Here is a 14,558-nt window from a genome sequence, read left to right on the forward strand (position 1 = left end):
GGGTTTCCTAGCAGTTGCAGTCGCAGCCGCAGTCCCCGCAGCAGCCGTCCTCGCCGCAGCAGCTGCAGCAGTCGCAACAATCGCCGCAACCGCTGCAGTCGCAGCCGTACCGCTCGGCCCAGGAAGGCTTGCGTTCGCCGGAGCACGGATTGGTGTGCTCGGCACAGCAGGCAACACCGGTGCAGTAGACGCCGAGGATCAGCCCGCCCGCCTTCAGCGGCCCGGGCCGGTTCGGGCGTCGCGGCGGGGCCGTGAGCCGGATGGGCGAATCCCGGTGCGCGAGCTCACCCGCGGAATGCTGCCGCGCGGCAGGCGAAGTGCGGCAGGCGTGGCCGACGGCGATGCCGAGGCCGCGCCCCAGCTGCCGCAGCAGCCCCGCGAGTGGATCGAGCAGAGCCCAGCGCACCGTGGGTAGCTGATCCAGCTCAGCCTCGGCGGCGGCCGCGCGGATGCGGGATTCGCTCTCGCGCAACAGATCGTAGGCGCGGGGCATATCGGTACCGGTGGCCTCGAGCGGATTGAAGCGGCCACGCAGCCGGTCGCGTTGGCGGTCTTCGATGGCGTCGGCGAGGTGCGCGATGCGGCCGACGTGGCGGCCGATCTCCTCCAGCGCCGCAACGTTTTCCGGTCGGCCCGCGAGGACGGCGGTGTGGCCGAAAAGGGTGGCGGCGCAGAGTTGGGTGGGGGCGGTGAGCTCGTCGAGTGTGATCGGCCGGGTGCCTGAGCCATCGGCATGCCCGCGCACGCTAGTGGCCGTGCGATCGGCCGGCAGCGCCCCCGTCGGCGCGGTGGTCGACATGCGCCCGGCCGCTGGTGCGCCCAACGCCGGGGGCGCGGCCCCCGGCGCGACGGCCGATGGTAGGCCCACCGGCGCGGGAGCCGGCATACGCTCGGCCCCCGGCGCGACCCCCGCGAGCGCCTCGAGCGCGGTCTGACTGTCGATGGCGGTGATCAGCGGGCCGATGTCGAGGCCGATGAGGTCCGCTTGTGCCCGCGCTGCCGCCGACCATGTGCCGGAGACCCGGCGCATCGGCGGGCGGGCGAGGCGGCCCGCGTCACCGTCGTCGACGTGATCGCGAATCTTGGCGGCGCCCAACAGCAGTGACGCGGTGGCGGCCAGCTGGACCCCTGGTGCGTTCGCCGCGACCACGGACGCGCGACGCATGCCGCGCAGCGCGCAGGGACCGGCGGTGCGGCGCTCGCCGGGCGCCTCGGCCTGCGCCTCGGTGAGCACGCTCAGCACGATGGCGTCGGTGTTGGTCGCCGCCCTGGCCAGCTGGCCGGAGCCGTCGCGCAGACCGAGGCACAGCCCGCACATGTGCGCCTGCCACTGCCGCGGATCGATGCCGTACTTCGCCGCGCCGTGCGCACACGGCTTCAACACACCGAACAACTTCCCACCCCATCTGCCGTGAAATGTCTAACCGTGCACCCTGGCAGGTCGGCGACGAGGCGGCAACCGGTGGCGTGCTATTCGGGCTTCTTGCGCCCGGCCAGACCGCGCCAGGCCAGATCGTCGAGCAGGTCGACCGCCTCGGCCACCTCGATCCGGCCGCCAGCGACCCGGTCGGCGATCGCCTCGCCCGCCCCGATCACCGCGGCCGCGACGACCTCGAAATTGGTGCCGGGATCGGCGTGCTTGGCGCTGGATTCCAGCAGTTTCGCGGTGAGCTCGATGACGCGCTCGCGGGCGTTGTCGATTTCGGAGGCGAAAGCTTGCTGGCCGATTGCCTGCCGGTACAGCACCTGCCAGGACTGACGATTGCGGTCGACGAAGTCGAGGAATCCCTCCAGTGCGGTGCGGACCTGCTCGTGCGGGGTGAGTTGCGGATTGCCCGCGGGCGCGACGGCCTCGATGAAGCGCAGGCCCTCGCGCTGGATGCAGGCACGGAACAGCTCATCCTTGGAGCCGTAGTACAGGTAGAGCATGGGCTTGGAGATCTTGGCCTCGGCCGCGATCGCGTCCATCGACGTATCGTGGAAGCCCTTGCGCGCGAACACCTCGACGGCGGCATCGAGCATCTGCTGCTCGCGAACCGCCCGGGGAAGTCGCTTCGTCCCGCCCGCCATCCACTCTCCTACCGCAGGGTGAACACCTATCTTACTCCAAGGTAAGTTCACCCGTGCCCATTTGCCGCACAGTCGCCGGACGGGCTCAGCAGCCCAGCGGCACACCCTTGTAGCGCGCCATCCGCAACACCGAGGCGTCGACCCGGTCGGCGGGCAGTTTGCCACCAGCCACCGACTGTTCCAAACGTTCGAGCACCTGCGGCACCGCGTCGGTGCTGATCCACAGGGCATTGTCGGCCCCGGCGACGAGCGCGGCCTCCACCGCCTCCTCGATCGACATGCGCGCGGTGATCGCCGCCATGCCGCCGAGATCGTCGGTGAAGATCGGGCCGTTGTACGGGGCGGCGCCGTAGCCGGTGCCCTCGCGCAGCAGCGACATCACCGCGGGGCTGATGCTGGCAGGCACGTCGGGCTCGGTCAGGCCGGGCACGTCCAGGTGGCCGACCATCACCGCGGCGCCGGAGCCGACCAGGTTCCGGAACGGGACCAGGTCCTTGTCCTGCAGCTCCGAGAGCGGCGGCGTGCGGACCGCGCCCGTGTGCGAGTCACCCGATCCCGAGCCGTGGCCGGGGAAATGCTTGATGACCGACCCGAGGCCCACCTCGTTGGACGCGCGGATGTAGGCGGCGGCGTACTCGGTGACGACCTGCGGGTCGTCGCTGTAGGAGCGGTCGCCGATGACGCTGTCGTCGGGCTGGCTGCTCACGTCGGTGTCCGGCGCGAAATCGACGGTGATGCCGAGGTCCTTCAGCGCCTTCGACCTGGTCAACGTGTTCTGGTAGTGCTGCTCCGGCGTCTGGGTCTCGGCGACCACGCGGGCCGACGGCGCGGCGCCGATGACATTCTTCGCCCGCGAGACGCGGCCGCCCTCCTCGTCGATGGTCACCATCAGCGGCGCCTTGGCCTGCGCCTTGACCGCGTCGAGTGCGGACTTGTCCAGCAGGCTCGGGTCGGTCCAGCTGCCGACGAAGATGCCGCCGACCTGCTCGGTGCTCACCACGTTCGACGCGTCGGCCGCGCCGGTGATGCCGACGGTCAACAGCTGCGCGAGCTTCTCGCGCTGCGTGAACTTGGCGAGATAGTCCGTACCGCACGGGCTTTGGGCCGGGGTGGCGGTCGCGGGCGAACCCTGCTCGCCCGCGGACGAGGTGGGGGCGCCGGTGCTGCTCGCCGCGGGGGTCGTCTCGGTGGACGAACCTCCCGAGCAGGCGGTGGCGACGGCTGCCAGGACTGCGAACACGACCACAGGCGATTTCCGCATGGGCTCCACGGTAGCCCCGTCGCGATCCGAACCGCCGAACCGGTTACCGATTGGCGGGACCCCCGCGGGGGTAACCTGTGCACAAAGACGCTGTACCAGCGCAGGAGGTCGTCATGGCTTGCGATCGGATGCTCATCGCCTACGACGGTTCCGAACACGCCAAGCGCGCCATCGAGTACGCGGGCCGCTTCCTCACCGCCGAGCGCGCGATCCTGCTCACCGCATGGGAGCCGATGGTCCGGCAGGCCGCCCGCATCTCCGGGCTGGCCGGGGTGATGCAACCGGACTGGGTGCCCGACGAGGAGATCGAGGACATCGCCTACACCGATGCCCGCAAGATCAACGCCGAGGGCGTGCACCTGGCCAAGCTCGCCGGGATCACGGCCGAGGCGCGGACCGTCGAGTGCACGACCACCATCTGGAACGCGATCGTCGACTGCGCCGACGAACTCGACGTCGACATCATCGTCGCCGGAACTCGCGGCGCCACCGGGCTGCGCGCGCTGCTGCACAGCAGCGTCGCCGAGGCGGTGCTCAAGCACGGGCACCGGCCGGTGTTCCTGGTGCCGCCCGAACACTGAGAGCTGGGTCGCTGTCGCGTCGTCACAGCCGGCCGCGGCGCTATGGTCGGAACATGGACCGCATCGGCCGATGGACTTCGACGTCCGGCCTGCCCCGCGCCGGGATGGGGACCCCGAGGTGGCGGACCGGACGCGTGGCACGGACCGCGAACCAGCTGCGAATCGGCGGCCGGAGGCGAACAGGGCGACGGGCGGTCGGGGTCCGATGAACAACTTCCTGCTGGCTCGCCCCGACTCGGTCCTGCGCACCGCGGGTGAGCGCGCGCGGTTCCCCGATCCCGGACAGGCGGTGACCGCGCTGCGCAAGTGGCGCACGGGGGCGGGGCCGAACATGGTGGTCGGCGCCCTCCCGTTCGACCCGGCCGAGCCCGCCGCGCTCTGGCAGCCGGATACCGCCGTGCACACCGCAGGCCCGTGGCGGCCCGCGGCGCTGCCGCCGCTCCCCGCCGTCCGGGTGACCGGACAGGTGCCGAGTCCGGCCGACCATCTGGCACGGGTGGAGAAGCTGGTCGCGCGGCTCGCCGAGCCCGGTGCCGAGCTGGGCAAGGTGGTCGCCGCGCGCACCGTGCTGGCCGAGGCCGACGGCCCGCTCGACCCGGAGGTCGTGGCCGCGCATCTGCTGGCCCGGTATCCGAACGCCAACGTCTACGCCGTCGACCTCACCGCGGCGGGCAGGCCCGGCGAGACACTGTTCGGCGCGACGCCCGAAGTGCTGGTGACCAGGCACGGTGATCGGGTGCGACTGCTGCCGCTGGCGGGCACGCTGCCCCGACACGCCGATCCGCGCGCCGACGCCGAGCAGTCGAGGGCGCTGCTGGCGAGCGGCAAGAATCACGACGAGCACCGGTACGTCACCGACTGGATCCGGCAGCGGCTGACCCCGGTATGCGCCGAGCTCGACATCCCCGCCGAACCCGAGCTGCTGAGCACCGAACAGGTCTGGCACCTGGCCACCCCCGTGCGCGGCGTGCTGCGCGATCCGGCGACGACCGCGCTCGACCTCGCCCTGCTGCTGCACCCGACGCCCGCTGTCAACGGCACCCCGTTCGCCGCCTCGCTCGCCGCCATCGCCGCCGACGAACCGCGGCGCGGGTTCTACGGCGGAGCCGTCGGCTGGTGCGCCGACGACGGTGACGGCGAATGGGTGGTCGCCATCCGCGGCGCCGAACTCGCCGCCGATCGCCGCACGCTGCGGGCGAGCGCGGGCGGGGGCATCGTCGCCGCCTCGGACCCGGCGACCGAACTGGCCGAGACGACCGCCAAGTTCCGCACTCTGCTCGGCGCGCTGGGATGCCGACTGCCCGAAGACTGACCTGCGGGCCCGGACCTGCTAGGTTGGCCCGAGTACCACCCCCACGTCGAGCCGAATTGGAGTGCGCGATGAAGTTTGCTGTTCCGGCTGTTGCCAGCGCGGTCGGCGGCGCCCTGCTGAGCGCTATCGCCGTCTTCGCGATCACGGCGGCGGTACAGCAGAACACCGCACCCTCGATCGACCGCAGCGGTGACAAGGATTCCTCGCTGCTCAACGCTCCTGAATACGGCAGCCGCTGAGCCGAAGGGCCGCGCGGCTCCACTGGGTTGGCGCTGGTTCGTCGGCTCGGTCGTCACCGCTTTCGTTCTCACGTTCGCCCAGGCCCCCGGCCTGACGGTCGCGGACACCAAGTACGACCTCGCGGAGAATCCGCTCGGCTTCCTCGCGCGCGCGTCACACCTGTGGAGCAGCCAGGCCCCGATGGGCCAGGTGCAGAACCAGGCCTACGGCTACTTCTTCCCGCACGGCGCTTTCTTCGCCGCCGGTGACCTCCTGCACGTCCCCGCCTGGGTGACCCAGCGCGTCTGGTGGGCGCTGCTGTTGCTCGCCGGGTTCTGGGGCATCGTCAAACTGTGCGAGACGCTGGGGATCGGCTCTCGCGGATCGCGGGTGGTCGCGGGCATCGCGTTCGCGTTGTCGCCCCGGGTGCTCACCACGCTCGGTTCGATCTCCTCCGAGACGCTGCCGATGATGCTGGCGCCGTGGGTGCTGCTCGCGCCCGCCGCGCTCGGTGTCGCCCTGCGCGCAGGCACCGAGTCGGGCCGGCGCGGCGGCGCGCATTCCCCGGCAGGCAGCGCGCTCGCGCTGGCGCTGATGGGGTCGGTGAACGCCGTCGCTACTGTCGCCGCGTTCCTGCCCGCCGCGCTGTGGTGGGCCTCGTACCGGCCGAATCGGCGATGGTGGCGGTTCACGGCGGCCTGGATTCCGCTGCTGGTGCTCGCCACCTTCTGGTGGGTGGTGCCGCTGCTGTTGCTCGGCAAGGTGAGTCCGCCGTTCCTGGACTACATCGAGTCGTCCGGGGTGACGACACAGTGGGCCTCGCTGGCCGAGGTGCTGCGCGGCACCGATTCCTGGACGCCGTTCGTCTCGCCCGAGCGCATCGCGGGCGCCGTCCTGGTGACCCAGCCCGCGGCCGTCCTGGCGACCGGGCTGCTCGCCGCGGCGGGCATGGCCGGACTGGCGAAATCGTCCATGCCGTATCGCGGCCGCTTCACGCTGATCCTGTGTGTCGGGCTGGCCGGGATCTGCGCCGGTTACGTCGGCACGCTCGGCGGGCCCTTCGCCGACACGGTGCGGGTGTTCCTCGATTCCGCGGGCGCTCCGCTGCGCAACGTGCACAAGCTCGAACCGCTGATCCGGTTGCCGCTGGTACTCGGCCTCGCCCACCTGCTCGGCCGGGTGGCGCTGCCCGCCTCGGTGCCGATGCGGGAGTGGCGCAACAGCTTCGCCCATCCCGAACGCGACCGGCTCGTCGCCGTGGCCGCGCTGATCCTGGCCGCGCTCACCCTGGCCACCTCGCTGGCCTGGACCGGCCGACTCGCGCCGCGCGGCGCCTACGACCGGGTGCCCGCGTACTGGACCGACACGGCCGACTGGCTCGCCGACAACGCCGCCGACACCCGCGCGCTCGTGGTGCCCGGCGCGCCGTTCGGCAGCCAGATCTGGGGACTCACCCGCGACGAACCACTCCAGGCGCTGGCCGAAACACCGTGGGCGGTGCGCGATTCGGTACCGCTGAATCCGCCGGGCACCATCCGCGCGATGGATTCGGTGCAGCGGCTCATCGCCGACGGCAGGCCATCGACCGGCCTCGCCGCCACCCTCGCCGACCAGGGCATCGGGGTTCTGGTGCTGCGCAACGACCTCGACCCCGAGACCTCGCGCTCCACCCGGCCGATGCTGGCGCACCGGGCGATCGAGGGCTCGCCGGGGCTGACCAAGGTGGCCGAGTTCGGCGACCTGATCGGGCCGCGCGCGGCCGACGAGGGGCTGGTCGTCGACAACGATCTGCAACCGTCGTATCCGGCCATCGAGATCTATCGGGTCGAGGTGCCCGCACCCGGGACGCCGACGCGGGTGCGCTCCGGCACCGGCGCCCCGCCCGGATTCCCCGGCGCCTACACCGTTCCCCTCGCCACTGTTCCCGTCGTCCACGGTGGCCCCGAGGTGCTGGAGCGGGTGCGTCGCGACGCCGGAAACCCCACGGCGCCCGTCCTTCTCACCGCCGACGCCGCGCGCGCCGGGCTGCCCACCGAGCCGGTCCTCGTCACCGACACGCCGATGGACCGCGAGTCCGACTTCGGCCGGGTCGACAACCACAACTCCGCCGTGCGCGCCGCCGACGACGCGCGCCGCACCCACAACCTGGTGCCCGACTACCCGGTCGAGGGCACCCCGCTGGTGCGCGGCGAGTGGTCGGGGGCGAAGGTCACCGCGTCGAGTTCGGCCGCCGACGCGACCCAGATCGGCGGCGCGGCGCCCGGCAGTTCCACCGCCGCCGCCGTCGACGGCGATCCGAGCACCGCGTGGATCAGCAACGGCGCCGAACCCGCACTCGGCCAATGGATCCGGCTCGACCTGGACGAGCCGATCAACTCCGGCTCCCTCCGGTTCACCACCACGGCCGCCGCACTGGGCGACCCCGTGAAATGGGTGGAGGTGCGGACCTCGCGCGGCACGGTGTCGGCGCGGATCACCGAACCCGGCGCGCCCGTGAATGTCGCACTGCCCGCGGGTAAGACGGACTGGGTGATGATCACCGCCGCGCGCACCGAAACCGGAACCAGCGGCGGGCAGTTCGGGATCAGCGAACTCACCCTGGACGACTACACCGTGCGCGACGCGCCGACCAGGGTCGACATCCGGCACCGCGTGGTCCTGCCCGACCTCCCGGCCGGTACCACGGTCACCGGGTGGGACCTCGGGCAGGAATTCCCCGGTCGCAGTGCCTGTTTCGACGGCCCGATCCGCGTGCACTGCAGCAAGGGGCTCGGGCTGCCCGCCGAGGAGCCCGGCGTCTTCAACCGGACCCTCGCCGTCTCCGAGCCGCTCACCGCCGCGCCCGACCTGACCGTCCGCACCAGGCCTGGCCCGGCATTGGAGGCGCTGCTCACCGACCACGCCCGTCCCGTCGCGCGCGGCAAGGCCGATGTCGCCGACCTGCGCGGTGCCGCGTTCGCCGCCACCGACGGCGATCCGAAGACCACCTGGACCGCGCCGGAGGCGACCGTCCGCGGGCTCGCCGGCGCCAAACCGACACTGGTGCTGGAACTTCCGGAACCCACCGAGGTGACCGGACTCGATCTCACCACCGCGCTCGGTGGGCTCCCCGCCACCGCCACCTCCGTCGCGGTGAATCTGGGCAACGGACCGCAGGTGCGCGAACTGCCCGAGCGCGAGCACGGTGAACCGGCGCGGATCTCGGTGTACCCCACCGTCACCGATCGCATCGAGATCAGCATCCAGACCTGGAACGAGGTGCTCGACCGCACCGCGCTCGGCTTCGTGCTCACCCAGCCCGCCGGGCTCGCCGAGGTGGAAGTGCTCGGGCCCGGGTACCCGGCGCCCGCGCCGGGCGACCGGCTGGTCACCATCGGCTGCGAGGCGGGGCCGGTGCTCGCGGTCGGCGGACGCACCGTGCACACCACGATCACCGCCACCGCCGACGAACTCCGCTCCGGCGCACCGGTTTCCGCTCGCCCCTGCGCCGAGGACGCGGCCGACATCGAGCTGCTGCCCGGGCATCCCGACCTCACCGTCGCGCCCACCGAGCTGTTCACGGTCGACCGGCTGCGGCTGATCCGCACCGATCCGATCGCGCCCGTGCCGTCGACCACCGACCCCGGTACGCGGCTGCTCGTGCTGCCGCTCAGCACGAATGTCGGCTGGCAGGCGCACACCGCCGACGGGCGGGAACTGGCGCCGGTCGTCGTCGACGGGTGGCAGCAGGGGTGGCTTCTCCCGCCCGACGCGAAGGGTGCGGTCACCGTGTCGTTCCCCGCCGATCGCTGGTACCGGCTGGCCATCTTCGGCGGGCTGCTCCTGCTGATCCCGCTTGTCCTGCTGGCGATTCCGCGGCGTGGCAAGGAGCGCGACCTGGGGCCGACGCCGGTCACCTGGGGTGTTCGATGGGCTGGCGCGGTCGGGCTCACCGGAGTCGTCGCGGTCGTGTCCGGGCCGATCGGGGCGGCACTCACGCTGATCACCCTTGGCTGCGCGCATTTCCGGCCGGTCGTCACCGCGCGGGTGTTGCCGTGGGTGGCGGGGCTCGGGACGCTGATCTCGGCGGCGGCGCTGTCGACCGGGCCGTGGCGGTCCGGGGTGCCCTATATGGGCGGGTCGCTGTGGGCGCAGGCGCCCGCTGTCATCGCAGTGGTGGCAGTCGGGATCGCGGCGCTGCCCCGTCGTCGCTGAGTCGGCGTCGCGGCACTGTCGCCGAGTCGGCGTCGCCGGGCTGCCACGTCGTCGCTGGGCTGCCGCGCCGGGGCTGAGTCTGCGTCGCTGGGCTGCCGCGGCGGAGTCGGCGTCGCTGCACGCTGTCGCTGATCGGCGCTGCGCACCTGCCAAGGCAGGTCTCTTACTGGGCGGGGCGTGCGAAGCCCGGTAGATCGTCTGCTCACTCCCCGCCGCGTCGGCCGACGACGGGCAGCCGTGCACGCACCGGTGTCCCTACGGTGTGGTGGCCGCCAGCTCCTCGGCGCGACGGGACCGGCGAGCGGCGGCGGCCCTGTCCCAGCGACGGGCCAGGCGCCGCGCCGGGTCCTCGATCAGCGCGAAGCTCGCGGCGGCCAGCGGCATGGTCAGGCCGACTGTGAGCACGAGGACGTAGACGAAGTGGCCGCTGAACGGGAGCAGGCTGAACACCGGGAAGACCATGGTGAGCACGACCAGGTGCCACAGGAAGACGCCGTAGGACCAGCGGCCGATGGTCAGCGCGGTCGCCGATTCCAGCCAGCGGTGCGGCGGGGCGTCGGCGGGACGCAGGACCAGCGGGGCGAGCAGGCCGAACCCGATGATCATGCCGAGCAGCATCTTCACCGCGTACTGCCACGGCTGGGCGCGTTCGAGGCCGCCGGGACCGCCGAACTCGGTGGCCGAGATCAGGAACGCGAGCGCGGCCAGCGCCCACATCAGCGGCTGGGACGAGCACAGCCGCACCCACCCGGCGCCGGGCCGGATCTGATAGATCAGTTCGGCGAGCACCATGCCCGCCGCGAACCACGGCAGGTAGCCGGGCAGCCAGTTGTCGGCGTGGATCGCGTCCGGGGTCGGCACCGGCCACAGGTTCCAGGTCAGGCTCACCGCGATCAGCGCGCCGAGGGCGGGCACCCGCCAGCGCGCCGCCCGGCCACGCAGCCGCACGACCAGCCAGGCCAGCAGCGGCAGCACCAGGTAGAAGGCCACCTCCACCGACAGGCTCCACATCTGGGTGAGGCCGTCGGTGAGCGTCAGCGGCACGAAGACCTGCAGCAACAGCAGGTTCGACACCCACACCCGCAGGTTCGCGTGCTGGGCCGCGCTGGGCAGCAGCACCAGCACGAACACCACGACCACCCAGTACGCGGGCATGATCCGCATCAGGCGATGCAGCAGATAGCGGGCGGTCGACGGCGCCGACCCGAGCCCACGCGCCACCGCGGCGTGCGGGCGCCACAGCAGGAAACCCGACAGGGCGAAGAACACCGCGACGGCCATGTCGAAGCGTTCCAGGATCGGGCCGAGCACCGGGATCCGGCCGGTGCCGGTCTGGAAGGCGACGTGGGTCACGACGACACCGAGCGCCGCCATGCCACGCATCCCCTCCAGGGCCGGAATGAAGGTGCGCGGTGGCGTAACAGGGGCGGTCACGGTCGTCATCGGGGTCCAGTCTGCCCTGTCGGCGATTTACGGGGCTCAGCACGGCACTCGGCGCGGTCGGGCTGTTAGTGTCGGGGCTCACGAGGGCCTAGGGTGCAATACCAGACCACCGGAGGATCCGTGTTCGAACGACGAGGAGAGTTTGCATGGCACTGAGTGCCGGTACCAGAAGGACGGTCGCCTGCGTGCTCGTGGGTCTGGGCGCGGCATTACTCGTCGCCGCGCTGATGATCCCCACCTACACGGTGAGCAAAGTCGCCAAGACGCCGCTCGACCTCGAGATCACCACCATCGCGCAGAATCAGCCGGGCGAAGACAGCCTCGTGCTCGATTCCAAGTCGCTGACCACCGGTGATGGTCCCGCCGTCGTGAACAAGGACGTGCCGCTGATCTCCCAGCGCTTCGTCACCGTCGAGGAGCCCTCCGACGCCGATCAGATGACGCTGCAGGCGGGCCAGACGCTGCGCCGCACCGACGTGCAGGGCGACACCGGCCTGCTCACCGCCGCCATCGACCGCGTCACCATCGACCGCAAGACCGGCATGCCGGTCGACACCGACCCCAACGGGTCGATCGCGGTCACCGTGAACAAAGACGGCAGCGTCATGGAGCCGGTGCAGCACACCGGCATCGGCTACCGCTTCCCGATCGGCACCGAGAAGAAGACCTACCCGTACTTCGACATCAACGTGCGGAAGTCCTTCGACGCCAACTTCATCGAAGAGACCGAGATCAACAACACGAAGGTCTACCACTTCCAGATGACCGCGCCGGTCACCAGCACCTGGGACGTCGTGCAGTCGCCGACCAACCGGCTGACCCTGCCCGCCGCGAAGTGGGGCGTCACCGACGTGCCCGCCGACCAGCCCGTCACCATGACCCGCTTCTACACCAACGTGCGTGACCTGTGGGTCGAGCCGCAGACCGGCACCGTCGTCAAGGGTGGCGAGTCGATCCACCTGTTCTACGGTCGCGCGGCCGACAAGCCCGAGGTGACGGCGCTCAAGTCGCACATCGTGTTCGACGAGGCCACCGTGGAATCGCAGATCGCGATCGCCAAGGAGAACACCGACAAGCTGTCGCTGTTCGGCCGCGTGGTGCCGATCGTGCTCGGCGTGCTCGGCGTGATCGCGCTGCTGGCCGGCCTGTTCCTCGGTCTGCGCGGCGGCAGCGCGCCCGCGCACGCCAGCCCGCGCGGTGGTCGTCCGACGCCCGCGCCCGCCACCGACGAGGGCAGCTCGCGTTACGCCGGCGACGACGCGCCGACCACGCAGTTCACCCGCGGCGACTACGACGCACCGACCGAGCAGATCGACGTGAACAAGCGTCCCTGACGACGGAGACAACGAGAACGGCCCCGGTCATCGACCGGGGCCGTTCTCATTGTCCAGCACATTTCTTTGACCGATCGGTCGCAATAGTGCTTGGTATCCTCGAAAAATGCCGCGCACCAAAGAATTCGATCCCGAGGTGGTGCTCGACCGCGCTCTCGATCTGTTCTGGCAGCGCGGCTACGAGACCACCTCGCTCGCCGATCTCACCGAGCACCTCGGGATAGCCAGGGGCTGCATCTACGCGACCTACGGCAACAAGCACGATCTGTTCATGAAGGCGCTGCAACGACATCTGGAGATCGTCGACGCGCGGATCACCGTGGCGCTGTCCAGGCCGGGTCCTGCCCTGCCCGCGGTCACCGCGCTGATCGACGAGTTCGTGCGGGATTCGTGCACGCCGGACCGGTTTCTCGGCTGCCTGGTGACCACCGCGGCGGTCGAGTTGGCCGCCCGCGACGCCGATGTCGCCCGGCTGGTCGAATCCAGCTGGGCCAGAACAGAATCCGCGTTCGCCTCGGCGCTCGCCCGCGCGGTGGCGCAGGGCGAACTCCGACCCGATGCCGACCCGCGCGCGATGGCACGGTTCCTGCTGGTGTTCTTCCAGGGCGTGTGGGTGCTCGAGCGCGCGCCCGATTCCGCGGCGCGGCTCCGTGATGCGGCGCGGGTGGCCAAGTCCGTCCTAGCCTGAATCAATTACAAGAACGATCGGTCAGATATCGCGGGGTCGGCGGCCGGTGTGGCGCGCCCGGCGGTCCGCAACACCACGAGCGCGACGAGCACGGTGGTCACGGCGGCCACCGAGACCGCGGTGGTGATGAGAGTGCCGATCGAATCGGCGAGCGTGAGCATCAGGACCACTTCCACCGCCAGGCCGAGCCAGGTCAGGGCGGCCAGCGCGGTGCGCTCGACCGCGATCGCGGACAGCAACGCGCCCTGGAGAACGGCGAGAATCGCGCCGTGCAGGGCGAACACCCACAGCATGCCCTGGATGGGGGCGTAGTCCCGGCCCGCGAACAGCGGCGCGAGCGGGGCGGCCACCGCGGCGCCCAGCACCGCGACGATGCCGATCAGCGACAGCACCGACAGCGCGTCGCGGATCGCCCGTCCCGAATGCGCGGCCTGCGCCATCCGCGGATACAGCACCACACCAACGGCTTGGGGGAGCCAGAACGCGATCTTGGTCGCGACGGTGCCGAGGGAGTACTGGCTCGCCTCGGTGTCGTCGAGAACGATGCGGACGACGATCAGGTCCGCCGAGGACAGCGCCATCAGCGCGGCCTGGACCTGGACCGCGCGGAGCACGGGCAGCACACCGATCCGGTACTTCGGTTCCCCTGCCGAATTCGCGCGCTGCGAGACCAGGTCGGTTGGGGAGTTGTCCGGTGCCGGAGACGGCAGGCGCGCACCACGTCGGCTTACACCCGCGCCGGAGGTTGGCGAGGTGCTCGAGTTCGTGGCCGGATCACCGCCGCGCCGCCACGGGGCCATGGCTGGATCGGCTCCATGCCCCCTCGAGTCCGCGGCCGTTTCGCTCCCGCGGCCCGTCGAGTCCGCCCCCGCGCTGGGCCCGGAGGAGCGATCGAGCGGCGGACCGGCCGCGCTAGTCGTGCGGGCGATGCGCCCGGCGACGAATGCGGCGCAGACGATGCCCGCGGCGGCGGCCCAGAGCGCTCCGGCCGCGCCGCCGCCGAGAACCAGGGCGATCAGAGCGGGGGCGACGCGGGCCGTCCCCGCGAGCGCCAGGACGGCGGCCAGCGCGCGGAAGTGGTTGCCGCCCTGCAGGATTCCCTGCTCGCCGGAGAGCACCACCAGCGCGGGCGCGGCGCCGAGGGCAGCGGCCGCGGCCCACACGCCCACGTGCAGCACCCCGGCGACGACCGGGACGAGCACCACCGCGACGGCGGCGACCAGCGCGGCGCACCGCCACTGCATCGCGCGGACCGCGCGGATGTCCGCGCCGTGCACCACCTCGCGCGCCACCACGTTCTGCATGGCCAGCGCGGGCACCGCGCACAGCAGCTGCACGGCGAGCAGGCTCGCGAACTCGCTGAATCCGGCGACGCCGAGCCAGCGGCTGGCGAGCAGTTGCAGCAGATACCCGGCGACGTTGGCGGTCATCGCGCCGGCCGTCACCCAGGTCAGGT

Annotated in this window: 11 protein-coding genes; 6 read left to right on the plus strand and 5 right to left on the minus strand. The window is 71.6% G+C overall.

Annotated features, from left to right (window positions below; all coding sequences use genetic code 11):
• Positions 1 to 7: 7 nt before the first annotated feature.
• The 3 genes from AB0H56_RS14580 to AB0H56_RS14590 form a co-directional block, all read right to left on the minus strand.
• The gene (locus AB0H56_RS14580) at positions 8 to 1,384 is read right to left on the minus strand and encodes a DUF5685 family protein (protein ID WP_357162895.1); all 1,377 of its coding nucleotides are present in this window, start codon (positions 1,382 to 1,384) and stop codon (positions 8 to 10) included.
• A gap of 86 nt (positions 1,385 to 1,470) precedes the next feature.
• Positions 1,471 to 2,070 (minus strand): TetR/AcrR family transcriptional regulator, encoded by a 600-nt coding sequence (locus AB0H56_RS14585; protein WP_022566692.1) that lies wholly within the window; start codon positions 2,068 to 2,070, stop codon positions 1,471 to 1,473.
• Positions 2,071 to 2,155: 85 nt separating this feature from the next.
• Complete coding sequence (locus AB0H56_RS14590) at positions 2,156 to 3,331, minus strand: glycoside hydrolase family 3 N-terminal domain-containing protein (RefSeq protein ID WP_357162319.1); 1,176 nt, start codon at positions 3,329 to 3,331, stop codon at positions 2,156 to 2,158.
• Between the two features lie 113 nt (positions 3,332 to 3,444).
• On the opposite strand from AB0H56_RS14590, the gene AB0H56_RS14595 reads away from it, so the two are divergent.
• The 4 genes from AB0H56_RS14595 (at position 3,445) to AB0H56_RS14610 (ending at position 9,637) form a co-directional block, all read left to right on the plus strand.
• Positions 3,445 to 3,912 carry a universal stress protein gene (locus tag AB0H56_RS14595; RefSeq protein WP_110037728.1) on the plus strand — a complete coding sequence of 156 codons (468 nt, stop codon included), beginning with the start codon at positions 3,445 to 3,447 and terminating at the stop codon, positions 3,910 to 3,912.
• Between the two features lie 205 nt (positions 3,913 to 4,117).
• The gene (locus tag AB0H56_RS14600) at positions 4,118 to 5,224 is read left to right on the plus strand and encodes a chorismate-binding protein (protein WP_357162322.1); all 1,107 of its coding nucleotides are present in this window, start codon (positions 4,118 to 4,120) and stop codon (positions 5,222 to 5,224) included.
• A gap of 68 nt (positions 5,225 to 5,292) precedes the next feature.
• Positions 5,293 to 5,463, plus strand: a complete 171-nt coding sequence (locus AB0H56_RS14605) for a DUF2613 domain-containing protein (RefSeq protein ID WP_022566695.1) — start codon at positions 5,293 to 5,295, stop codon at positions 5,461 to 5,463.
• The gene (locus AB0H56_RS14610) at positions 5,423 to 9,637 is read left to right on the plus strand and encodes an alpha-(1->3)-arabinofuranosyltransferase (RefSeq protein ID WP_357162898.1); all 4,215 of its coding nucleotides are present in this window, start codon (positions 5,423 to 5,425) and stop codon (positions 9,635 to 9,637) included. Before AB0H56_RS14605 ends, AB0H56_RS14610 begins: the two co-directional genes overlap by 41 nt.
• A 255-nt stretch (positions 9,638 to 9,892) precedes the next feature.
• On the opposite strand, the gene AB0H56_RS14615 is transcribed toward AB0H56_RS14610, so the two are convergent.
• Entirely contained in the window at positions 9,893 to 11,080 is a 1,188-nt protein-coding gene (locus AB0H56_RS14615; RefSeq protein WP_357162325.1) for an acyltransferase, read from the minus strand.
• Positions 11,081 to 11,226: 146 nt separating this feature from the next.
• Between AB0H56_RS14615 and AB0H56_RS14620 the strand changes: the two genes are divergently transcribed.
• A complete protein-coding gene (locus AB0H56_RS14620) occupies positions 11,227 to 12,414 on the plus strand; it encodes a DUF3068 domain-containing protein (protein ID WP_357162328.1) in 1,188 nt (395 codons plus the stop codon).
• A gap of 106 nt (positions 12,415 to 12,520) precedes the next feature.
• A complete protein-coding gene (locus AB0H56_RS14625; RefSeq protein ID WP_232995735.1) occupies positions 12,521 to 13,102 on the plus strand; it encodes a TetR/AcrR family transcriptional regulator in 582 nt (193 codons plus the stop codon).
• Between the two features lie 5 nt (positions 13,103 to 13,107).
• Here the strand turns inward: AB0H56_RS14625 and AB0H56_RS14630 are convergent, their stop codons facing one another.
• The gene (locus AB0H56_RS14630; RefSeq protein WP_357162331.1) at positions 13,108 to 14,532 is read right to left on the minus strand and encodes a polysaccharide biosynthesis protein; all 1,425 of its coding nucleotides are present in this window, start codon (positions 14,530 to 14,532) and stop codon (positions 13,108 to 13,110) included.
• Positions 14,533 to 14,558: the final 26 nt, after the last annotated feature.

This window comes from Nocardia sp. NPDC050717, assembly GCF_040654275.1.
Taxonomy (GTDB): domain Bacteria; phylum Actinomycetota; class Actinomycetes; order Mycobacteriales; family Mycobacteriaceae; genus Nocardia.